This is a genomic window from Halorubellus sp. JP-L1, assembly GCF_011440375.1.
Taxonomy (GTDB): domain Archaea; phylum Halobacteriota; class Halobacteria; order Halobacteriales; family Natrialbaceae; genus Halorubellus.
This window is the reverse complement of sequence record NZ_JAAOIR010000001.1, coordinates 1377370-1398410: the sequence shown is the minus strand read 5'-3', so window position 1 is coordinate 1398410 and position 21041 is coordinate 1377370. Positions and strand designations below refer to the sequence as shown.

Annotated in this window: 20 protein-coding genes and 1 tRNA gene; 6 read left to right on the top strand and 15 right to left on the bottom strand. The window is 70.3% G+C overall.

Annotated features, from left to right (window positions below; translation table 11 throughout):
• Positions 1 to 19 precede the first annotated feature (19 nt).
• The 4 genes from G9C85_RS07085 to G9C85_RS07070 form a co-directional block, all read right to left on the bottom strand.
• Positions 20 to 895: a PfkB family carbohydrate kinase gene (locus tag G9C85_RS07085; RefSeq protein ID WP_166038300.1), complete on the bottom strand. Its 876-nt coding sequence runs from the start codon at positions 893 to 895 to the stop codon at positions 20 to 22.
• A 3-nt stretch (positions 896 to 898) separates the two neighbouring features.
• Positions 899 to 1762, bottom strand: a complete 864-nt coding sequence (locus G9C85_RS07080) for a DUF63 family protein (protein WP_166038298.1) — start codon at positions 1760 to 1762, stop codon at positions 899 to 901.
• A gap of 106 nt (positions 1763 to 1868) precedes the next feature.
• A complete protein-coding gene (locus G9C85_RS07075) occupies positions 1869 to 2849 on the bottom strand; it encodes a ribose 1,5-bisphosphate isomerase (protein ID WP_166038296.1) in 981 nt (326 codons plus the stop codon).
• A 229-nt stretch (positions 2850 to 3078) separates the two neighbouring features.
• Positions 3079 to 4074, bottom strand: coding sequence for a phosphate uptake regulator PhoU (locus G9C85_RS07070; RefSeq protein ID WP_166038294.1), 996 nt, complete (start codon positions 4072 to 4074; stop codon positions 3079 to 3081).
• Between the two features lie 276 nt (positions 4075 to 4350).
• Between G9C85_RS07070 and phoU the strand changes: the two genes are divergently transcribed.
• Positions 4351 to 5019 (top strand): phosphate signaling complex protein PhoU, encoded by a 669-nt coding sequence (gene phoU / locus G9C85_RS07065; RefSeq protein ID WP_166038291.1) that lies wholly within the window; start codon positions 4351 to 4353, stop codon positions 5017 to 5019.
• Between the two features lie 46 nt (positions 5020 to 5065).
• Here phoU and G9C85_RS07060 read toward each other — a convergent pair whose 3' ends face one another.
• Positions 5066 to 5605, bottom strand: coding sequence for a hypothetical protein (locus tag G9C85_RS07060; RefSeq protein ID WP_166038289.1), 540 nt, complete (start codon positions 5603 to 5605; stop codon positions 5066 to 5068).
• A gap of 141 nt (positions 5606 to 5746) precedes the next feature.
• Here G9C85_RS07060 and G9C85_RS07055 point away from each other — a divergent pair, with 141 nt between their 5' ends.
• Positions 5747 to 6619: a hypothetical protein gene (locus G9C85_RS07055; protein WP_166038287.1), complete on the top strand. Its 873-nt coding sequence runs from the start codon at positions 5747 to 5749 to the stop codon at positions 6617 to 6619.
• Positions 6620 to 7089: 470 nt separating this feature from the next.
• On the opposite strand, the gene G9C85_RS07050 is transcribed toward G9C85_RS07055, so the two are convergent.
• Positions 7090 to 7246, bottom strand: a tRNA-Met gene (locus G9C85_RS07050).
• A 136-nt stretch (positions 7247 to 7382) separates the two neighbouring features.
• Between G9C85_RS07050 and G9C85_RS07045 the strand changes: the two genes are divergently transcribed.
• Entirely contained in the window at positions 7383 to 8759 is a 1377-nt protein-coding gene (locus G9C85_RS07045; RefSeq protein ID WP_166038285.1) for a hypothetical protein, read from the top strand.
• Between the two features lie 29 nt (positions 8760 to 8788).
• Here G9C85_RS07045 and G9C85_RS07040 read toward each other — a convergent pair whose 3' ends face one another.
• Positions 8789 to 9232 (bottom strand): DUF5830 family protein, encoded by a 444-nt coding sequence (locus tag G9C85_RS07040; RefSeq protein WP_193570605.1) that lies wholly within the window; start codon positions 9230 to 9232, stop codon positions 8789 to 8791.
• A gap of 129 nt (positions 9233 to 9361) precedes the next feature.
• On the opposite strand from G9C85_RS07040, the gene G9C85_RS07035 reads away from it, so the two are divergent.
• Positions 9362 to 10021, top strand: coding sequence for a TVP38/TMEM64 family protein (locus G9C85_RS07035; protein WP_166038283.1), 660 nt, complete (start codon positions 9362 to 9364; stop codon positions 10019 to 10021).
• A gap of 98 nt (positions 10022 to 10119) precedes the next feature.
• Here the strand turns inward: G9C85_RS07035 and G9C85_RS07030 are convergent, their stop codons facing one another.
• Together G9C85_RS07030 and G9C85_RS07025 are read right to left on the bottom strand one after the other, a co-directional pair.
• A complete protein-coding gene (locus G9C85_RS07030; RefSeq protein WP_166038281.1) occupies positions 10120 to 10272 on the bottom strand; it encodes an HVO_2523 family zinc finger protein in 153 nt (50 codons plus the stop codon).
• Positions 10273 to 10298: 26 nt separating this feature from the next.
• On the bottom strand, positions 10299 to 10700 hold the full coding sequence (locus G9C85_RS07025) for a hypothetical protein (protein WP_166038279.1): 402 nt from the start codon (positions 10698 to 10700) through the stop codon (positions 10299 to 10301).
• A 91-nt stretch (positions 10701 to 10791) separates the two neighbouring features.
• Between G9C85_RS07025 and G9C85_RS07020 the strand changes: the two genes are divergently transcribed.
• Complete coding sequence (locus G9C85_RS07020) at positions 10792 to 11817, top strand: hypothetical protein (protein WP_166038277.1); 1026 nt, start codon at positions 10792 to 10794, stop codon at positions 11815 to 11817.
• A 36-nt stretch (positions 11818 to 11853) separates the two neighbouring features.
• Here the strand turns inward: G9C85_RS07020 and G9C85_RS07015 are convergent, their stop codons facing one another.
• Positions 11854 to 12891: a zinc-dependent alcohol dehydrogenase family protein gene (locus G9C85_RS07015; protein ID WP_166038275.1), complete on the bottom strand. Its 1038-nt coding sequence runs from the start codon at positions 12889 to 12891 to the stop codon at positions 11854 to 11856.
• 52 nt (positions 12892 to 12943) lie between these two features.
• Positions 12944 to 16090: an adenosylcobalamin-dependent ribonucleoside-diphosphate reductase gene (locus tag G9C85_RS07010; protein ID WP_166038273.1), complete on the bottom strand. Its 3147-nt coding sequence runs from the start codon at positions 16088 to 16090 to the stop codon at positions 12944 to 12946.
• A 307-nt stretch (positions 16091 to 16397) separates the two neighbouring features.
• Between G9C85_RS07010 and G9C85_RS07005 the strand changes: the two genes are divergently transcribed.
• Positions 16398 to 16634 carry a hypothetical protein gene (locus G9C85_RS07005; protein WP_166036127.1) on the top strand — a complete coding sequence of 79 codons (237 nt, stop codon included), beginning with the start codon at positions 16398 to 16400 and terminating at the stop codon, positions 16632 to 16634.
• A gap of 175 nt (positions 16635 to 16809) precedes the next feature.
• Here G9C85_RS07005 and G9C85_RS07000 read toward each other — a convergent pair whose 3' ends face one another.
• From G9C85_RS07000 to trpD, 4 genes are all read right to left on the bottom strand, one after another.
• Positions 16810 to 17511 carry an aminodeoxychorismate/anthranilate synthase component II gene (locus tag G9C85_RS07000; protein WP_166038271.1) on the bottom strand — a complete coding sequence of 234 codons (702 nt, stop codon included), beginning with the start codon at positions 17509 to 17511 and terminating at the stop codon, positions 16810 to 16812.
• Positions 17508 to 19187: an anthranilate synthase component I gene (gene trpE, locus G9C85_RS06995; protein ID WP_166038971.1), complete on the bottom strand. Its 1680-nt coding sequence runs from the start codon at positions 19185 to 19187 to the stop codon at positions 17508 to 17510. Before trpE ends, G9C85_RS07000 begins: the two co-directional genes overlap by 4 nt.
• A 77-nt stretch (positions 19188 to 19264) precedes the next feature.
• Entirely contained in the window at positions 19265 to 19972 is a 708-nt protein-coding gene (locus G9C85_RS06990) for a phosphoribosylanthranilate isomerase (RefSeq protein ID WP_166038269.1), read from the bottom strand.
• A 2-nt stretch (positions 19973 to 19974) separates the two neighbouring features.
• A complete protein-coding gene (gene trpD, locus G9C85_RS06985; RefSeq protein ID WP_166038267.1) occupies positions 19975 to 21006 on the bottom strand; it encodes an anthranilate phosphoribosyltransferase in 1032 nt (343 codons plus the stop codon).
• Positions 21007 to 21041 lie beyond the last annotated feature (35 nt).

Below are 21041 nucleotides of genomic sequence, written 5' to 3'. Positions count from 1 at the left end.
GGCGAACTGGACGAGCGCGTCACGTGCGCTCGGCGACGAACGCGTCGAGCGCCCGCGCCGTCGGCGCTTGCCGCGCGCCCTCCGTGCTCGCGGTGTACGCGCCGGCGGCGTTCGCGCGCTCCAGCGCTCGCTCGTAGCCGCCGCCGTCGAGTCGCGTCGCGACGAACGCCGCCGCGAACGCGTCCCCCGCACCCGTCGTGTCCACGGGCTCGATCCCGAACCCCGGATGCTCGAAGTGGCCCTCGGGCGCGTGCACCTCCGCGCCGGCCGCGCCGTGCTTCACGACCAGCACCTGGTCGGCGAACGCCTCCTTCGGCGGTGCGTCGAGTACCGCCTCCGCTTCCCGGTCGTTCACGAACACGACGTCCGCGTTCGCGAGCACGTCGCCGTAGTCCCGGTCCGCGAGCCGTCGCCCCGGGTCGACGCTCACCGTCGCCCCCGCGTCGCTCGCGACCCGCGCGACGTGCGCCGCCGTCTCGGGTTGCTGGCTCGTCAAGTGCACGTGCTCGGCGCTCGCGACGAACGCGTCGTCGACGTCGTCCGGTCCCACGGCCTCGTTCGCGCCGTCGTTCGCGAGCATCGACACCTCGCCGCCCTCCTCGACGAGCACGTACTTCACCGTCGTCTCGCCGTCGGGAACCCGCACCAGTCCCGAGAGGTCGACGCCGGCCTCCTCGAGTTCGCGCGTCGCGAGCAGGCCGTGCTCGTCGTCGCCGACGCTCCCGACCACGCCCGAGGAGACGTCCAGTAACGCGAGGTCGTACGCGACGTTCGCCGCACTCCCGCCGCCCGAGGACTGCTGGTCGAAGATCCGGGACTCGCCGTCGGGCTCCGGGAGCCGGTCGACGCGCAACGTCACGTCCCAGTTCACGTGGCCCGCGACGAGCACCCGCACGCCTCACGCACCTCCGAGTGCACGAGCGACCGCGAACACCGCCTGCTGCTCGGTGATCGTGAACTGGAGGAGGTTGTACACGCCCGGCCCGAACCCGACCGCCGCGACGAACGCGAGCACCAGTCGCGCCTGCCGCGGACTCTCCTCCAGGTACTCGCGGAACGCCGCCACGATGACGAGCGCGAGCAGCACTTTCACCAGGACGAACAGCCAGCCCGCACCCACGTACTCCGCGCTCGGCAGGCTCGCGGAGAACTCGAGGAGGATGCGCGACAGCGGCGTGCGTTCGCCCGCCCCGAGGAGGTCGTACCCGAGCGCCGTCGACACGCCGTCGAGCGAGTGCGCGAACACCACGAACGCACCCGTTCGGCCCGTGTACCGCGCGACGTCCGTGTACGTCAAACTCAGCGCGACCCACGCGAGCGCCGCGACGAGCGCCGCCACGATCGACCCGAACACCGGATAGACGGGATTGAACGTCTGCGCGTTGATGCCCGCGAGGAACAGGAACACGATCAGCATCAACGCCACTCCGCCCCCGAAGACGCCGACGCCGTAGTAGATGTCGAATCCCTTCCGTATCGACGCGACGAACGTCATTAGGATCCAGACGAAGCCCGCGAACACCGCGGTCGTCACGTACACCGTCACCGGCCCGAACAGTGGCGCGACGACCTCGGGGTACGCGCCCAGGCCGTCGAGGAGGAAGAGGACGGACCCGATCGCCATCCACGGCGCGAACGAGACGACCGTCCAGTCCGTCGTCGGCGGCCGGATCGCCCACAGGAGCGCGGCCACGCCCCCGAACGCGAGGAGGAGCGGCACCACGTACACCAACGACGGAATCGTATAGACGCCACCAGCCATGTCCTATTCTCCGTAGGGGAACCGGAAAGAAGGTTCCGGTCGGCCTCACCGCCGCACTCGACCGGTCACGTCCGGCGCTGGCCGACGGCCGCTCCGCTGCCAGCGGTCACTCCCAGGGCTGGCCGACGTCCGTCCCGAACAGCTCGCGCATCAGCGTCACGACGCTCTCGGGCGGGAACTGGCCGTGCTCGGTGACGATGGCGTCGACGTACCGCGGTGGCGTCACGTCGAACGCCGGGTTCTCGACGGCGAACTCGGGGTCGTCCGGATCGCCGCCCGTGATGCGTTCGCGCTCGGCGTCGGCCAGCACCTCCGTCTCGTCGCGGTTCTCGATCTCGACGGTGTGGCCCGTCAAGGTACCGGGGTGGAGCTTGATCGTCTGCGCGGCCACCATTATCGGGACGCCGCGGTCGCGCGCGTTCACCGCCAGGCCCGACGTCCCGATCTTGTTCACGACGCTCCCGTCCGCCGCGATCGAGTCCGCACCGACGAGCACGTGGTCGACGTCCTCCAGGTAGCGGCGCGCGGCGTTGTCGACGACGAGCGTCACCGGCACGCCCCACTCGCGGAGCTGCTCGGCCGTGATGTGGCCCTGCTTGCGCGGTCGCGTCTCCTTCACGACCGCCGAGACGTCCTTCCCCTGGTCGAGCGCCGCCTTCACGCACGACAGCGCGTCCGTCGAGTGACAGTGCGTCATGACGACGTCGCCGTCACGCAGGCGGTTCGCGCCGATCCGCCCCAGGCGATCCTGGGCGTCAGCGAGGTCCTCGCGGAACGACCGCGCGCTCTCCAGGACGCTCTCGCGGAGCGCGTCGACCGTCTCGCCCTCCATGTCCCAGAGCACGAACCGGAGCGCGTTCGGGAGCGACACCGCCGTCGGTCGCGTCTCGTACAGTCGCCGCGCCGCCGCCTTCAACTCCGCCTCGAACGCCGCCGGCTCCGACGCCGACGACGCCGCCGCTTGCGCCGCCAGCGCCCCGGCCGCGGCGTCCGCGATCGTCGCCGCGCCACGGATCTCCATCGACGCGATGTCCGCCGCCGTGTCGTCGACGGCCGCCACGACGCGCTCGCTCGAGTCCTCGGTCATGCCCAGGAACTCGACGCTACAGGGTGAAAACCCCTCGGTCCGTCGGCGGTTCGCGACCCGCGACCGCGTCGAAGAAACGCCTCCGGTCTCGTCTCGGGGACTGGGCGCGGCCTTCTGGAGCGCCGTTTGAGGGACTGGGCGCGGCCTTCTGGAGCGCCGTTTGAGGGACTGGGCGCGGCCTTCTGGAGCGCCGTTTGAGGGACTGAGCGCGGCCTTCTGGAGCGCCGTTTCAGGGACTCGGTGCGGCCTTCTGGAGCGCGGTCTCCGCGATGTTCCCGCCGTAGTCAGCGCTCCGCGAGAGCGAGTCGACGACCAATCCAAGGGACTGGGCGGTCTGTGGGTCGCGCTCGCGCAGGAGGTCGTCGATCCGGCGCGTGTGCTCGTCGATCCCGAGGATGCTCGCGCGAGCCTCGTTCGCGAGCCGCGTCGCCTCGTCCGCGTCCGCCTCGAACAGCGCGTCCATCGCCAGGTCGACGACGTGGGAGGCGTCCGCGTGCAGTTCCTCGAACGCGTCCCCGACCTCGCCGTCGATCTCGTCGAGGTCCAGCGCGAGGTTCCCGATCTTCGCCGCGTGGTCCGCGATCCGCTCCAGCTGGCGTGCACTCGAGTGGTAGTCGAAGCAGTCCTCGCGACTCACGCCCAGTTCTTCGGCCGCACGCGGCGACCGGAGCGTCGACCGGAAGATGCGGGAGACCACGAACCACAGGCGGTCCACGTCCTCGTCGCGCTCGACGACGTCCCGCGCCACGTCAGCGTCGTTCTCGACGAGCGCCGTCACCGCGTCCTGCAGCATCGACTGCGCGATCAACCGCATGCGCGTCACCGCGTTCGTGATGCTCAACTCCGAGGAGTCGAGCAGGTCCTGGATGACGACGCTGTCGCCCGTCTCCTCCAGGACTTCCACGCCGACGAGACCCTGGGTCGCCTCGCGGATCGCGCGACGCTGGTCGGTCGTGATCCGGTTGGCCTCCAGCTCGATGACGTCGAATCCCGAGACGTACATCGTCATGACCGCGCGCGTCAACTGCTCGCCCTCCAGGTTTGTCACGTCGAGCGTTCCCCGCGTGCGCTCGGTCTCGCTCTTCGGCGTCAACAGCAAGGAGTCCTCCTCCGGGTAGAACTCGACCGTCGTCCCCGCCGACACCCCGTTCTCGGTCGCCCAGTCCTTCGGCAACGATACGGTGAACGTCGACCCACCGGTCACCTGCACCTTGCGCGTCTCCATGTCGGTCGATACCCGACCTCCGACCATAAATCCGACTATTCTATATATCGGCGCCGCCCGGTGATGATAGCGGCACGACCGCTTGCGAGGAACCGGGAAAGGCGCCGTAAGAGGGCGCCGGAACCCGCAGAAATGCCGTCGAGAGCCAATCCGGTCCCCCTCGATACCGATCCGACGAACGTATCACTATATAGTATTTCGTACGACTACGCTCGACAGCCGACCTCGACCCCGGAGTGACGAACCTTTTTGAACTGTGCGGAGTCAGGTTCGAGCATGCCACGCGAGAGCTACCAGGACCAACTGGAGGACCTCCGCGAGGACATCCTCTACATGAGCGAACTCGTCCTCGACCGCCTCCAGGACGCGCTCGTCGCACTCGAATCGAAGGACGACGAGCAGGCCCGCGGCGTCATCGAGGGCGACGACGAGGTGAACCAGCGCTACCTCGACCTCGAGAAGCAATGCATCGACCTCATCGCGCTCCAGCAGCCCGTCGCGAGCGACCTCCGGTTCATCGCCGCGTCGTTCAAGATCATCACCGACCTCGAACGCGTCGGCGACCTCGCCGTCAACCTCGCCGAGTACACGCTCGACGCCGGCCGCGACGTCTTCCCCGAGGTGGACGTCCAGGCGATCGGTGACGTCACCGCCGAGATGGTCGCCGACGCGATGAGCGCGTACGACCGCGAGGACACGGCCGAGTGCCGCGCTATCGCCGCCCGCGACGACGAACTCGACGAACTCTGCCAGGACGCCAGCGAGATGGTCGTCCGCGACCTCATCGAGACGGAACTCGAGGACGGGAACGTCGAGCGGCTCATGGCGGACGTCTCCCGACTCCTCCTCACGATCCGCGACCTCGAACGCGTCGGCGACCACGCCGTCAACATCGCGGCGCGAACGCTCTACATGGTCGAGAACGACGACGAACTCATCTACTGACCACCGTCGGGAACTCGAGCGATTCACGCGTCGACGTCGAACGCTCTCAGGCGTCGGCGTCGTACCGCCACGCGTCGCCGTCGCCGCCCGCCGTCACGCCAGGGAGTCGCGCGAGTCGCGGCGCGACCATTCCCCACCACGCGTCCTCGGTGTCGAACCCGGCCTCGTGGGTCGGGTAGATGGCGTCGACGTTCGTCGACGCCTCCGCGACCGCTGCATCCTGAAGGTACTCGAACGCCTCGCGGACGGCGTTACGACGCCAGTCCTGCATCAGTTCGCTCGCGCCCGGCACGGCTAGCTCGGCGATGGCGTCGTCGACGCGCTCCTCGAGCGACGCCGTCGACGCCTCCCGGGGTCGGTACCAGACGTCGACGGCGCAGGAGCGACAACGGACCTGCCGGTGTGCGAGCGTACCGTCGGCGGCGAGCGCGCGAAGGGCATCCTGCGCCACGTCCTGCGCGACGTCCAGTTCCGCGGCAACCTCGCTCGCACTTACCGGGTCGTTCGACGGGACCGCGGCCAGCGCGGCCGCGGTCGGCCGCCGCGACAGCACGCCACTTGCCCCACCACCGTCGTGCTCGCTCATACCACACCCCACCGCTCCGTCTCACATTATTTTCACGCAATACAACTGACGCAACTATGATGCGGGGGAGGTGGTTCCGCGTCGGCCTCCCGACCGCGGCCGTGACAAGCTTTAGGTGGGGTGCGAGCGTCGACTTCCGCCATGGTCGACCTCTCCTCGTGCTACTTCTGTGGCGCAGCGATGGACGTCTCCCTCCGGGAATCCCCGATCGTCCCCGAGGCGCTCGCACCCACGAAAACCCAGCAGACGACCGTCGTCCTCTGCGGAACGTGCGAACGCAAACTCGGTCGGGTGCTCGACCCGGTCGTCGCAGCCGCGCAGGCAGACGCCCGCGAGAACGCCGGTATCGTCCACGAGAACCCCGACGCCGACGATCGCACGTCCGCCGAACCCGACCGCGACGTCGACGCGAACGCCGGCAGCGACGCGACCACCGGCACCGACCGAGCGTCCGGGTCCGACGACGCGGTCGTCCCACCGAGCATCCTCGACGACTCCAACGACGCCACGAACGACGACGCCGCCAACAACGCCGCCAGCGACGACGGCGAGACGCCGTTCGAGGTCGACGAGACCACGTCCGTCTTCGACGACACCACGAACGAACCCGGCCAGAACAGCGTCTTCGGCGACGCCAGCACCACCATCCCCGACGCCGAACCCGACGACGACGAGAACGAACCCACGAACGCGACCAGCGAGAACCGAACCCGCGACGACGCAACGGACCAGTCCACGGAGCACGCACCCCCCACATCGACGTCGAACGCCACCGACCGGTCCGCGAACGACCACTCCGACACCACCCCCGACGTCGACCCCCGCACGTACAACAAGGTCGTCCGACTCCTCAAGAACCGCGACCTCCCCGTCGCCCGCGACGAGATCGAAACCATCGCCGGCAGCGCCTACGACATCCCCGACCACGAGTGCGAAGCCATCATCGACGCCGCCGTCGACCGCGGCCTCGTCGCCGAAGCCAACGGCCAACTCACGCACCCCGACGGCGTCTAAACGCACTCGCGCGACACCACACCACCGAACCACGAGCTAACACCCGTAGTTCGGCTGTCGAACGCTACCTGGCGGGCTCCGAACGCCAGTCGCTCCACTCGCTACCGCTCGCTTCGCTCCCTCTCGCCGACTCGCTGGCGCTCGTCGGCGATTCCGATTCGCTCGCTCCGCTCGCGCATCGTCTTCCCCCTCGCTCCCTGCGGTCGCTCGCGGGAACCGTAAACGGGTTCTCCGCCCGCTCCCGGCCACGTTTCGTATCGCCGAACTGTTCGCTATCGCTCGCAGTTCGACTGTCGAACGCTACCGGGCGGGCTCCGAACGCCAGTCGCTCCACTCGCTACCGCTCGCTTCGCTCCTTCTCGCCGACTCGCTGGCGCTCGTCGGCGACCGACACGGGTTCTCCGCCCGCTCCCGGCCACGTTTCGTATCGCCGAACTGCTCGCTATCGCTCGCAGTTCGACGGTAGAAAGTGGCCGGGGCGGGCTCCGAACCCGCGATCTCCGCATGACCCAGGTTCGAGGCTCGGCGGGCCCCGAGGTCACGCGCATGCCTTCCAAGGCTGTGGTACCGCACCGAATCTCTGAAACCCTATGAGTGCGGCGCTATGTCCAGCTAAGCCACCCGGCCTCACACTCCCGTTGGCCGTTACTGGACTTGAACCTTCTCATGTCACCGTGGTACGTGACGGGGTCGCACCCCGTTCGTGGCGTTCGAAACGCGGCTGCCCCACGGATTTATGGCGTCCTCTCGTGAAGGGGGCGGCATGGACGTTCCGGGTATCGTGCAGGACGAACTCGACGGCGAGACCGTCGCGGCGAACGTGTCCCTGGGTGGCGACGACGGCCTGTTCGTCACGCCGACGCGAACGCTCGTCTATCGCTCCGAGAGCCTGCTCAGCGACGAATCCGTCGAGTCGTATCCCCACGACGCAGAGCGCGTCACGGTCAACGAAGGTCGACGGAAGACGCGCATCACGCTCACGTACAGTATCGACGGCGAACGCGACTTCGCAGTGCCTTCGAGCGTCACCGACGACGTCCTCCATCCGGTACTGGCGGGCGTCCTGAACGGCAGTGGCGTCACCGACCCCGGCGAGACCGTCGTGCAGACGTTCCGGTTCAGCGAGCTGACGCTCATCGTGACGAGCGACCGCCTCCTGAAGCACGTCGGCGGGGCGGTCTGGGACGCCGACCACGAACAGTACCACTTCGAGGACGTCACCGCCCTGGACTTCGAGGAGGGGAGCGTCGCGACCCAGATCGTGATCGCGGTCGACGGTCGCCCGCAGCGCATCAAGGCGCCGAACGAGCACGTCGCCGTCGTCCGCGAACGGTTGACGCAAGCGCTGTGCTCGTACTACGACGTCGATTCGCTGGAGGCGTTCAACGCGCTCGTCGACCCGGAGGAGGACGCCCCCGACTCCTCGCGTGGCGCGGTGGACTTCGGCGAGGGCGTGGACCCGCTCGGCGCGAACGCGGGCGACCGGCCGGCGGACACGAGCGGCGACCCGTTCCTCGACGACGAGAAGGCCGAATCACTCGACGAGGAGGCTCCCGAAACCGCGGACGACGACGCCGGCCGCGGGGGGTCGAATCCGCGTCGACCCGTCGCGAGCGAGGACGACGCCTCGGCCGGGCAGCGACGCGATGCGCAGACCGAGACCTCCCAGCGTCGCGCGGAACCGGCGGACGGGGGCGGGCAGCGTCGCGCAGAACCGGCGGACGGGGGCGGGCAGCGTCGCGCGGAACCGGCGGACGAGTCGGCGACGACGACGGACGCGTCTGGCGGAGCGACCGAGACCGAACCGGTCGACCGATCGAACCTGCTTTCGACCGAGGATGCGGCGTCGACCGAGGATGCGGCGTCGACCGAGGATGCGGCGTCGACCGAGGATGCGGCGTCGACCGAGGATGCGGCGTCGACCGAGGATGCGGCGTCGACCGACGACGGGTCTGGCGGGGAGAGCGCGCGCGAGTTCGCCGCCGCCGGGTTCGAGCCGGCGACCGAGTCCGGCGTCACGCCCGCGGACCTCGCCGCCCGCATCGACGACCTGGAGGAGCGCGTCGAGGCGCAGAACGGCCTGCTCGAACAGCAGCAGGCGCTCATCCAGCAACTCATCGAGGAACTTCGCGAACGCTAACGAACCGGCTGAGGTACTGACGACCGCGGTCAGTCCGCGCGACCGGTGACCTTCCTGACGCACTCCGAGCCGAACGGCCCGAGTTCGCCCGCGTCCAGTTGCACGAAGTGCCCGGTGGAGAGGCCGGTGCCGCAACGCCGGCAGTCGTAGTCGCCGTCGCGCCGCACCACGTCGCTCGTCTGCGAGACGTACCCGCTCCCGCGGACGTCGACGACGCCGTCCTCGCGGTCGATGACGCCACGCATCTCCGCGGTGTCGAGTATCTCGCGGACGACCGTCGGCGCCGTGCTCACGGCCTCAACGCGATCCATCGCCTCGGCAAGCGACAGCTCGGCGTCCTCGGCCTTCGCGAGGAGCTCCACGCCGACCTCGACGGGGTCGCCGTCGACGCCACCCGCGTCGGTAGTCGCGTCCGCGCCAGTGGTCGCGTCCGCGTCGGCGTCCACGCCAGCGTCCGCGTCGTCGTTCGACATCACGCGAGGGTGGACGCGGGGCGGGCAAAAGCGTTGCGCGCCCCGCCCCGCGCTGGAGTCGTCCGAGCGCCTGTCGGGGTCGTCGTCGAGGGGAAAGACGTTCATGCACCGGGGAGATAGTCGGTGGTGATGCACCGTCGCGCGCTGGTCGGCGTCGCCGTCGTCGCCGCCGTCGTCGTCGCCTCGCTCGCGGTGTCGCCGTCGGCGACGCTCGCCGCGCTCGACGGCGTCGCCGACGACCCCGTGCTGTTCGGCGGGGCGCTCGTCGTCTGCTACCTCCTGCGGCCGCTGGTCGCGTGGCCGACGACGCTCGTCGCCGTCGTCGTCGGCTACGGCTACGGCGTCGCACTCGGCGTCCCGGTCGGGCTCGCGGGCGCGGTCCTCACGTCCATGCCGGCGTTCGCCGCCGGTCGGTACTTCGGTGACGGCGACGACAACCCGCTGTCGTGGGTCGCGCCCGGCGAGCGCTTCCTCGACGCCGCCGGCGAGTACTTCGAGAGCACCGGCGGCTTCCGCGGCGTCACCGCCGCCCGCCTCGCGCCGCTGCCCGCCGACGCCGTCACCGCCACGGCCGCCATGACGGGCGTCTCGCTGCCGGCGTTCGTCGCCGCGACGCTCGTCGGCGAACTCCCGTGGACGATCGCGGCCGTCCTCGTCGGTAGCTCGCTCTCCACGCTGTCGATGCACGGCGTCGACGCGGTCGACGCACGCCTCGCGGTCGGGCTCGCCGTCGCCGCCGCGCTCGTCATCGCCGGCCCGTTCTACCGACGGGTCGCGGTCGGAGAGTAAACCGACTCCTCGGGCATGCGCCGACCGCCAGGTCGGCGTTTCGGTGTTGTCGAGAGGACGTCCTGCGGTCCCAGGGTCGTGCCGAGCACGTACGCTCGCTACTCTCGCTGGAGGTGGAAGGTGTCCGAGCAGTCCATGACGACGCCGTGGTTCGGGCAGACGTACTTGCAGTGCCGGCGGTAGAGGACCGCGTCGCACATCGGGCACGGTCGGCCGCCGCCTTCGGTCGCGTCGACGTCGTCGGTCGTCATCGACCGGTGATTTCGGCCGCGGCGGCTTAACGCCCGGGGTCGGCCCGGTTGCGTGCGCGGGCGACGAGCGCGACGACCGCGACCGCGCTCGCGGCGGTGAGTGCGACGCCCGGTCCGGGGAGGAGCCACGGCGTCGTCGCGCTCTGGTAGGCGACCTCCGCGGCGACGGTGGCCGCACTCGCGCCGACGAGCGCCGCCGAGGTCGTCGCCACGCGTCCCTCGCGCCAGACGAGCACGCCGACCGCGAGCACCGCCAGCGGGAGCGTCGCCAGCCCCCACGTCTCCAGCCCGCTGCCCTGTCCGGCCCTGTAGACCGCCGGCGCGACGCCGTCGTACCACGGGTTGGGGACGAGCCACGGCGGGAGCGCGCCCGCGGCGACGCCGACCAGCGCGAGGGCGAGCAAGCGGTCGGTCCGGGTCCGGATCACGCGCTCGGGTCGGTGCGCGACGCGCGTCAACCTTTCCCCGACCGCTCGCGCCGCGACACGTCTTTCCGCGCCCGCCGCCAACGTACGCGACATGAACCCGCTGTCGTCCCTGAAGCGACTGCTCGGCCTCGACGACGACGTCGACGCCGAGGCCGCCGCGGATGCGGACGCGGCTCCCGAGGCGGACGCAGATACCGACGCGGACGCGACCCGACCGCGCGAGCTCGCCGCCGAGTTGGTGGACGCCCACCCCGACGCCGACCTCGACTACACGCCGCGGTCGCTCGTGGTCCTCGACGACCTCGCCGCGGACGTCGCGGACGCGCTCGACGCCGACCCCGAGGACGAGGCGACGAACGAGACCGTCCGCCGGATGGGCGCGTACCTCGGCGAGACGTTCGTCCGCGCGTACGACGGCGAGTGGACGTTCGACGACGCCGCCGGCTGGGTCGTCGAACTTTCCGCCACCCACCAGGGACAGCCGGTCGTTCTCACGGTCCCGAGCGTTCTCGGGGACGTCTTCGAGGGCGAGTCCTCGTTCGCGCTCGTCCACGACGTCTTCGCGAGCGAACTCGACGCGGACGCGCCCGAGCTCGCCGACGCGGACCCCACCGAGCCCGCAGACGACCCGCGCGAGGAGCCCGCACCCGCCGACGTCGTCGCCGCGTTCGACCGGCTCGCCGCGGAACTCGCCGCCGACCACGACGCCCTCGACTTCTCGCCCGCGTCGCTGTCGGCGCTCGACGACGTCGCCCGTCGGAACCGAGAAGACCACGACGGCCGCGATAGCCGCGACGGCCGCGACGGTCGCGACGGCCGTGACACCACGGCGTTCGACCCCGACCGCGACGAGATCGACCTCGGTGCGCACGCCGACACCGTCGGCGGTCACACGGACGCGGTCGCCGGCTACTTCGCGAGCGTCCTCCGCACGCACCACACCGCCGAGTACCGCGGTGAACTCGCCGAGACGCTCGTCGTCGAGGGCGCGACGCGCCAGGCGACGCTCGAACCGCGCGCGATCGCCGCGGCCGCGGCCGCCGACGAGACGAGCTTCGAGACGCTGTACGCGAACCTCCGCGAGGACCTCGGTCTCGGCAGCGCAACCGCCGAGTGACGGCGTCGCGGCCGGGCGCGACGGAGCGGACGGCGGTCAGACCTCGACGAGGACCTTGACGGCGTCGCGTTCGTCCATCGCGCGATAGCCCTCGGGGACGCCGTCGAGGTCGACGGTCTTCGTGAACACGGGCGACGGGTCGAGCGTCCCCTGGAGGACGTCCGCCATGAGGTCCTCGACGTACGCCCGGACGGGCGCGACGCCGCCCTCGAGGCCGACGTTGTCCGAGAACGCCGTCCCGAGGAACTCGGCGTCTTCGACGCCAGCAGGCACGCCGACGTACCCGACGGTGCCGCCGGGGCGCGCGACGTCGACGGCCGCGTCCCACGACGACTCCGCGCCCACGCACTCCAGGACGTGGTTCGCGCCGCCGTTCGTGATATCGAGCACCGCGTCGACCGCCTCGTCGCCGCGCGCGCTCACCGTCTCCGTCGCGCCGAACGACTCGGCGATCTCGAGGCGGTCCTCGTGGTGGCCGACCGCGACGATCCGCTCCGCACCGAGGCGCTGGGCCGCGAGGACGCCACAGAGTCCGACCGCGCCGTCGCCGACGACGACCGCCGTCGACCCGGCCTCGACGCCCGCGCTCACCGCCGCGTGATGGCCCGTGCACATCACGTCCGTGAGGGGCAGGAGCGACTCGAGGACGTCCGCGTCGTCCGCGTACCGGTCGGGAACGCGCACGAGCGTCCCGTCCGCGAACGGACACCGCACCTTCTCGCCCTGCGCGCCGTCGTGCTCGCCCGCCCACCCCGCGTCCTCGACGCAGGACGTGTACAGGCCCTTCCGGCAGAACTCGCACTCGCCGCAACTGATTGCGAACGGCGCGAGCACGCGGTCGCCCGGCCGAACGCTCGTCACGTCCTCGCCGACCGCCTCCACGATCCCCATCGGTTCGTGCCCGACGCGGCCAGGGGTCGGGTACTCGCGCTCCCCGCGATAGAACCACAGGTCCGACCCACAGACCGCGGTGTGCGTGATGCGCACGATGGCGTCCTCGGGGCCCTCCAGCGTCGGGTCCGGGACCTCCTCGACGCGGACGTCGCGCTCGCCGTGGAACACTGCTGCTTGCATGCCCGCTCGTAGCGCGGGCGAACGCAAAAAACCGCGAGTCGCGGAACCTACGTCAGCACTCCGACCAGCCGCAGGACTCGCAGGTCTTGCAGCCCTCTGAGTACGCGAGCGACAGCCCCCCGCACTCGGGGCACTCGGGGCTCTCCCCGGCCGCGATCAGGTCGTCGACCGCGTCGTTCGTCGCGTCCGCTGCCGGTTCGCCCCCGACGTCGGCGTCGGCCGGCGCCCCGGCGCTCGGCGGCTCCGTCGCGGCGCCACCGTCGGGTTTCGTCGCGCCCGCGGCGTCCTCGTCGCCTGCGGCCTCCTCGAGCGTCTTCTGCTCGGGGTATGGCTTGTCGATGTCGTCGTCGAGGTACCGGCGCATCGCGGTGCCGATGGCGTCCGGGATGGACTGGATCTGCTCGCCCTTGTCCCACGCCACCTTCGGCGACCGCGTCCCGCAGAGCTCGTCGACGATCTCGTCCGGGTCGACGCCCGCCTGAAGTGCGGTCGAGATGACCTTCCCGAGCGACTCCGTGAAGGAGTTCGTGAACCCACCGGAGTGCCCGATGTTCGCGAACACCTCGAACGGCTCGCCCGTGTCCGGGTCCTCGTTGATCGTGACGTAGAGCTTCCCGTACCCGGTCTTCACGCGCTGGCTCACGCCCCGGAGCGCGGCCGGGCGGTCGCGCTTCTCGCTGCGGTCGCCGTCGGCCGCCGCGAGCAGGCTCCGAATCTCCGCGTCGAGGGCCGCCTGCACGTCGTCGTTCTCGAGGAACGCCTCCATACCGCCGAAGACGTCCTGGATCTGCTCGACGAGCACCTCCGCGGCCTCGTCCTCGTCCGCGAACTCCTTGTTGTCCGCACGCGTCGTGAGGACCTGCTTGCTACGCGTCCCGTCGCGGTACACGGTGACGCCCTTCCCGCCGTTCTCGTAGATGTAGCGGTACACCTCGTCCATGTCCTCGGGCGAGGCGTCGTTCGGGAAGTTACACGTCTTCGAGATCGCGGAGTCCACGCCGTCCTGGCACGCGCACTGCACGGCGGCGTGGTCCTTCCCCTCGAGGTCCGACGTCACGACGAACAGCTCGCCGATCGCGTCCGGCACCGTCTCCAGGCCGTCGACGCCGTCGAACGCGTTCGACGCCATCTGCTCCTGGGCCTCCTCCTTCACCGCGGCGACGTCGATGTCGTTCGCCTCCAGCACGCGCAGGAAGTAGTCGTCGAACTCGACGAGCATCTCGTCGCCCTGCACGTCGTCGCTCACGTTCTTGTAGTACGCGACGTTGTAGATGGGCTCGCAGCCGCCCGTCGTGTTCCCGACCATACTGGTGGTGCCAGTAGGCGCGATCGTCGTCGTGTTGTGGTTCCGCACCGGGAAGCCGTCCGCCCACTCCTCGGCGTCGAGGCCGGTGTGGTGCTCGAACCACTCCGCGTACTCCGTCGGGTCCGCGTACTTCGAGTCCTCGAAGTCCGCGAACGCCCCGCGCTCCTGGGCGAGCTCGTGACTCGTCCACTTCGAGGCGTGATTGATGTGCGTCATCAGCTGACTCGCGACCTCGTTGGACTCCTCGGAGCCGTACCGCATCCCGAGCTGGATGTACAGCTGCGCGAGCCCCATGACGCCCAGGCCGATCTTCCGCATCTCGCGGACCTTCTCCTCGATCTTCGGGACCGGGAAGTCGCTCATCGTGACGACGTTCTCGAGGAATCGCGTGCCGAGTTCGATGCGGCGATCGAACTCCTCGAAGTCCACGGCCTCGTCGAGGAACGCGTCGACTGCCGACTCCAGGTCGTCGTAGTCGTCGCCGTGCTCGTCGTACCAGACGCGCCAGTCGGGCGCGTCGAGGTCCGCGAGCGTCGAGAGGTTGATGTGCCCGAGGTTGCACGCCTCGTACTCCTCCAGGGGCTGCTCGCCGCAGGGGTTCGTCGCGAGGATGCGGTGCTCGGGGTGTTCCTCGACGTCGAAGCTGTGTTTCTTGTTGACGCGTTCGAGGTAGATGACGCCCGGTTCGCCGTTCTCGTGAGCGCCCTCGATGACGTCCTCCCACATCGCTTCCGCCGGGACCGAGAGCACTTCGCCGACCTCGACGTGCTCGCCGAGGCCGAACATCTCGTAGAGCTCCTTCGTCTCCGCGGTGGCGACGTGGGGGTCGCCCGTGCGGGGGTTCGTGAACGTGAACTCCTCGCCGGCTTCGAGCGCGTCCATGAAGTCGTCCGTGACGCCGACGCTGATGTTGAAGTTAGAGAGATGCCCCTCGACGGCGTTCCGAAGGTGCTTGGGGACCTTCCCGTCGTCGTCGATGAGATCGCGCGCTTCCTCGAGCGCGTCCGCGAAGGAGTTGTGCGTGTAGTCGTCGGGGTCGTTCAGGCGCAGCGAGTGCGCGAGGCTGACGTCCTTGTTCTTCGCGTGGATGAACTGGATGACGTCCGGGTGACTGATGCGCATCACGCCCATCTGCGCGCCGCGGCGCGCCCCGCCCTGCGCGATCGTCTCGCACATCTGGTCGTACGTTCGCATGAACGTGATCGGGCCGGACGCGATGCCGCCGGTCGAGCCGACGGGGTCGCCGTACGGGCGGAGTCGCCAGAACGCATACCCCATGCCGCCGCCGGACTGGAAGACCTGCGCGGCCTCCTTGGCGGTCTGGTGGATGTCGTCGATGTCGTCCTCGGGCGAGTCGACGAAGCACGCCGAGAGCTGCTGGAGTTCGTCGCCGGCGTTCATGAGCGTCGGCGAGTTCGGCATGAACGACAGACGCTCCATCGCTTCCTGGAACTCCTCGGCCTTCTCCTCGACGTGCTCGCGGACGCCGTCGGGGAGCTCGGGGACGACGGTGTCGTACGCGAACTTGTTCACGTTGTACACCGACAGCTCGGTGGTGGCGTCGTCGTCGACGCTCGTGCCCTTCCCGAAGACCTCCTCGGCGAGCTCGTCCCGGCGCGGGTGGTCGGGCTTGAGCTGGTCGGGCGTGACCTCGACGGTCACGTCCTGGTTGTCGGCCTCGTAGACGGCTTCGGCGAGTGCGATGTTCTTCGCGACGCGAACGAAGAGGTCCTCCTGTTCCTCGATGAGGTCGCCGTTCGCGTCCTTCCGCAGGTAGCGCGCGGGCAGGATGTTCTGGTAGGCGTTCCCGGTGAGGCGGTCCTCGAGGGTGTCTCCCTCGGTTCGCTTGATCGGCAGGTCGACTTCGTCTGCGCCGACGTTCGATCGACTCATGCGCTCCCCTCCCCGCCCGCAACCGGGCGTTTGCGGGCGATTTCGGCGGCTGTAGATGGTGTCGTATGCATCGTTCGAGACGAAGATTTGGTACACGCGAGGGTACCATAAATGGTCGGATTTCCACGCTGGTTGCTGTTGCACAACTCAGGTTTCGTTACGTTGCTGCTGCTACCGAGCACTCGCCATCATCTCTACGAGTCGGTACGCGAGCGAGCGACTTGAACCCTCTCAAACCGGAGTGAAAGTGAACAGTGGCTAGTAACCTTGCCCACATGCTTTTGTCCCACAGGAACCGCCATTCGGTATGTTCCCACTCCAGGTCGCGTTCGGACTCGAGGCACCGGCGCTCGCGCTGCTCGCCATCGTCGCCGTCGTGATACTCGTGTTGCTCGTCCGCGCCGCCATCTCCATCGCCGTCCGCGTCGCCATCGTCGCGGCGGTCCTCTTCGGACTCCTCTACGTGCTGAACGTGACCCTCGGGTTCGACCCGCTCGGCCTCCCCGGCGTCGTGGTCGTCGACCTCGCGACGCTCACCGGCTGAAGCGCGCGGACGCAGAACGGAACGGGCTGCGGTCGGCGGTCCGCCGCGATCAGTCGACGATCGGCAGCGGTCAGTCGACGGTCGGCAGCGGTCAGTCGACGATCGGCAGCGGTCAGTCGACGGTCGGCAGCGGTCAGTCGACGGTCGGCAGCGGTCAGTCGACGGTCGGCAGCGGTCAGTCGTCGGCGAGCGCGAGGAAGTTCTCGATCACGTCGTGCCCGCACCCGGTGAGGACGGACTCGGGATGGAACTGGACGCAGTAGATCGGATAGTCGCGGTGGCGGACGCCCATGACGAGCGAGTCGCCGTCGGGGTGCACGCCCCTCGCGCCCGCGTCGCCTCCGTCGCCCGCGGCGACGCCGCCGTCCGCGGCGACGTCCACCGCACTCGCGTCCTCGTCGCCGTGGTCGGTCGTCGCCGTCACCGCGAAGCACTCCGGCACCTCGCTCGCGACGAGCGAGTGATAGCGGCCCGCCGAGAACCCCTGCTCAAGGTCCACGAACACGCCACGGCCGTCGTGCGCGATCGGCCACGCCTTCCCGTGCACCGGCTCGGGCGCGCGCCCGACCGTCCCGCCGTACTCGTGGACCGCGGCCTCGAGCCCGAGGCAGACGCCGAGCGTCGGCACGTCCGGACTCACCTCGCGGAACACGTCCGTCGTCACGCCGACGTCACGTTCGTGCCGCGGATGCCCCGGCCCCGGCGAGACGACGACGGCGTCCGGGTCGAACGCGCGAACGTCCGCCAGGCTCGCCGTGTTCCGCACCACCTCGACCGCGACGTCCCCGGGGTCGCGGGTGGCGAGCAGCGACGATTCGACGTACTCGACGAGGTTGTACGTGAACGAGTCGAAGTTGTCCACGAACAGGACCCTCATCGCGGCCCCTCCGGTCCGGGCGCGAGACGCCCGGCGTCCTCGCGCGCCGGCTCGACCGTGATGCGGTCGAGCGCGTCCAGGACGCCCCGCATCTTCTGTTCGGTTTCGTCGTACTCGCTCGCCGGGTCGCTGTCCGCGACCACGCCCGCGCCCGCCCGGACAGTGACGCGGTCGCGTTCGCCTTCGTCCTCGACGGTCGCGGTCCGGATGACGATCGCGACGTCCGCGTCGCCCGTCCACGAGTAGTAGCCGACGCCGCCGCCGTAGAGGCCGCGCGGGGCGTCCTCGAGGGCGTCGACGACCTCCATCGCGCGGAGCTTCGGCGCACCGGAGAGGGTCCCCGCCGGGAAGCTCGCGCGCGTCGCGTCGAACGCATCCGAGCCCGCGGCGAGTTCGCCCGTGACGGTGGACTCGATGTGCTGGACGTGACTGTACTTCAGGACGTTCATGAACTCCGAAACGCGGACGCTCCCCGACTCGCTCACGCGCCGGACGTCGTTCCGCGCGAGGTCGACGAGCATCGTGTGCTCGGCGCGCTCCTTCGCGTCCGCGAGCAGCTCGCCGGCGAGCGCGCGATCCTCGACGGGACTGCTCCCGCGCTCGATCGTGCCCGCGATCGGGTTCGCGACCACCTCCGACCCACGCACGGAGACGAGCGTCTCCGGGCTCGCGCCGACGACGTCCAGGCCGTCGTACCCGAGGAGGTACATGTACGGCGACGGGTTCACCTCCCGTAGCGACTCGTAGAGCCCGAGCGCGTCCACGTCGCCCTCGAGTTCGCGGCACCGGGAGACGACGGCCTGGTAGACGTCGCCGTCGAGGACGTGCTCCTTCGCGCGCTCGACGGCGGCCTCGTAGGACTCGCGCGAGCCGGCGGTCTCGCGCTCGCACTCGAACCCACCGGTCGCGAGCGCGTCCGCGTTCGCGAGACAGTCACGGACGCGCTCGGCCTCCGCCGCGAGGACGTCGTGGACGACGCCCGCGTCCTCGTCCGTCGAGAGCACGGGCGTGAACACCAGTTCGAGCGAGTTCTCGACCTCGTCGAACACGAGCGTCCGCGTCGACAGCACGAACTGCGCGTCCGGGAACCGCGAGTCGGGTCGTTCGACGCCGACCTCGCCGAGGAACGCGTCGTACACCGCGTCGTACCCCAGAAAGCCGACGAGGCCGCCCTGGAGATGCTGGCGGTCGCCGTCGGGGAACCCCGCGACGTCGGCGTCGGGCATCGCGGCGCGCAGGCGGTCGAAGACGTCCACGCGCTCGCGGTCCGCGTCGAGCGCCGCGAGTGACCCCGCCGGGTCGACGAGGTCGCCGTAGCGCTCGCTTCCGAGGACGTCCACGTCGACGTCCGCGCCGTCGACGGTCACGACCGCCGCCGGGTCGTACCCGACGAACGAGTACCGCGCGTGCCGGCTCGCGCCGTCGTCGTCCGACGCGGCCGCCGGCCGGAACGCGCCCGCGGGGTCGCTCGACGCGACCTTCTCCGCACTCTCCAGGAGGAACGCGTACTCGCCGTCGCCGCTCGGTGGCGCCGCGGTCCGACCCGAGAGCGCCGCGTACGCTTCCAGGGGCGTCACGTCCAGGTCGAGGTCGACGCTCGCGCGGACGACCGCGGGACCGCCGTCGGCGAGCGCGCGCTCCGCGAGCGCCTCGAAGGACTCCCGGTCAGGCGACAGCGGAGCGTCGCCGCCGACGTTCCCGGTGGCGTCGTCGACGGTTCCGACGTCCCCGTCGAAGTTCCCGGTAGCGTCGGTCACGCCGACACCACCCGCTCGTCGTCGCCATCGTTCTCGTCGCCGTTCTCGCTCCTGTTTTGGTTGCCGCCCGCGTCCGCGGCCGCGACCGCGTCCAGGAACGCTCGCATGCGCTCGTGGTCCTTCACGCCGCCGCGCGCCTCGACGCTGCTCGCCACGTCCACGCCGAACGGCTCGACCGCGTCGAGTGCGTCCGCGACGTTCTCCGGGTTCAGGCCGCCAGCGAGCACGACCGGGGCGTCCAGGTCGGCGACGGCCTCTCGCGTGCGCGTCCAGTCGTGCGTCTCGCCGGTGCCACCGCCGCCGTCGGCGTCCGCGGAGTCAACGAGGAGCGCATCCACGACGTCTACGTACCGCTGCGCCGCCTCGACGTCGGCCGCGTCCACGGCCTTCAGGACGTGCGCGTCGACCCGCGACGCGAGGTACGCCACGTCGCCCGCGGACAGGTCGCCGTGGCACTGCACGACGTCCGGCTGGACGCGCTCGACGAGGTCGACCGCGCGCTGGGGCGCGCTCGGCATCGTCACGAGCACGGTCGTCACGAACGGCGGGACGCGCTCGACGAGGTCCACCGCGCGCGCCGCGTCGACCTCCCGTGGCGTGTCGACGGGGACGTCGACGACGAATCCGACGGCGTCCGCGCCCGCGTCGACCGCCGCGTCCACGTCCGCCTCGCGCGTGAGGCCACACACCTTCGTGCGTGCCATCGCTAGTCCGCGCCCGCCTCGGCCGTCGCAGCCGCCCGCTCCTCGCTCTGGAGGTCCGCGAGCTTCGACGACGCCGACCCGGACTCGATCGCCTCCCGGGCCGCTTCGACGCCGTCCGCGATCGACTCTGCTTCGTCCGCGACGTAGATCGCCGCGCCCGCGTTCGCCAGGATGACGTCGCGCTTCGCGCCAGTCACGTCGCCCTCGAGGATGCCCGTCATGTCCGCGGCGTTCTCCGCGGGCGACCCGCCTCCGACCGCCTCGACGGGCGCGCGGTCCAGGCCGAGGTCTTCCGGTTCGAGCGTGTACTCCTCCATCTCGTCGCCGGTGACCTCGGCGACGACGGTCTCGTCGTGGATCGCGATCTCGTCCATCCCGCTGCCGTGGACGACGAGCGCGCGCTCGACGTCCATCCGGGCGAGCGCGCGGCCGAGCACGGGAACGAGGTCGGGGTCGTAGACGCCGACGACCTGCGCGCTCGCCCCGGCGGGGTTCGTGAGGGGGCCGAGGACGTTGAAGATCGTGCGCATCCCGAGTTCCTTCCGCGGGCCGATGACGGCCTTCATCGCGGGGTGGAAGACGGTCGCGAGCATGAACCCGACGCCGTCGGCCTCGATCTGTGACTCGACCGCGGGCGGCTCGGCGTCGATGGCGACGCCGGCCTCTTCGAGGACGTCGGCGCTCCCCGCGTTCGAGGAGACGGAGTAGTTCCCGTGCTTGGCGACGGGGACGCCGGCGCCGGCGGCGACCATCGCGCTCGTCGTGGAGACGTTGATGGTGTCGTGGTCGTCGCCGCCGGTCCCGCACGTGTCGACGAGCGGCGCGCGGTCGGGGTCGATCGTGCGTGCGGCGTCGCGCATGCCTTCGGCGAACCCGGCGATCTCGGCCTCGGTCTCGCCCTTCGCGCGGAGTCCGGCCAGCAGCGCGCCGATCTGTGCGTCGGTGGCGTCCTCGAACGCCGCGGTGGCGGCGTCGCGAGCCTGGTCCTGTGTGAGGTCGATGCCGTCGGTCACGCGCTCGATGTAGTCCTGCATATGGAATCACTAATGGACGACTTCGTCTTACGATG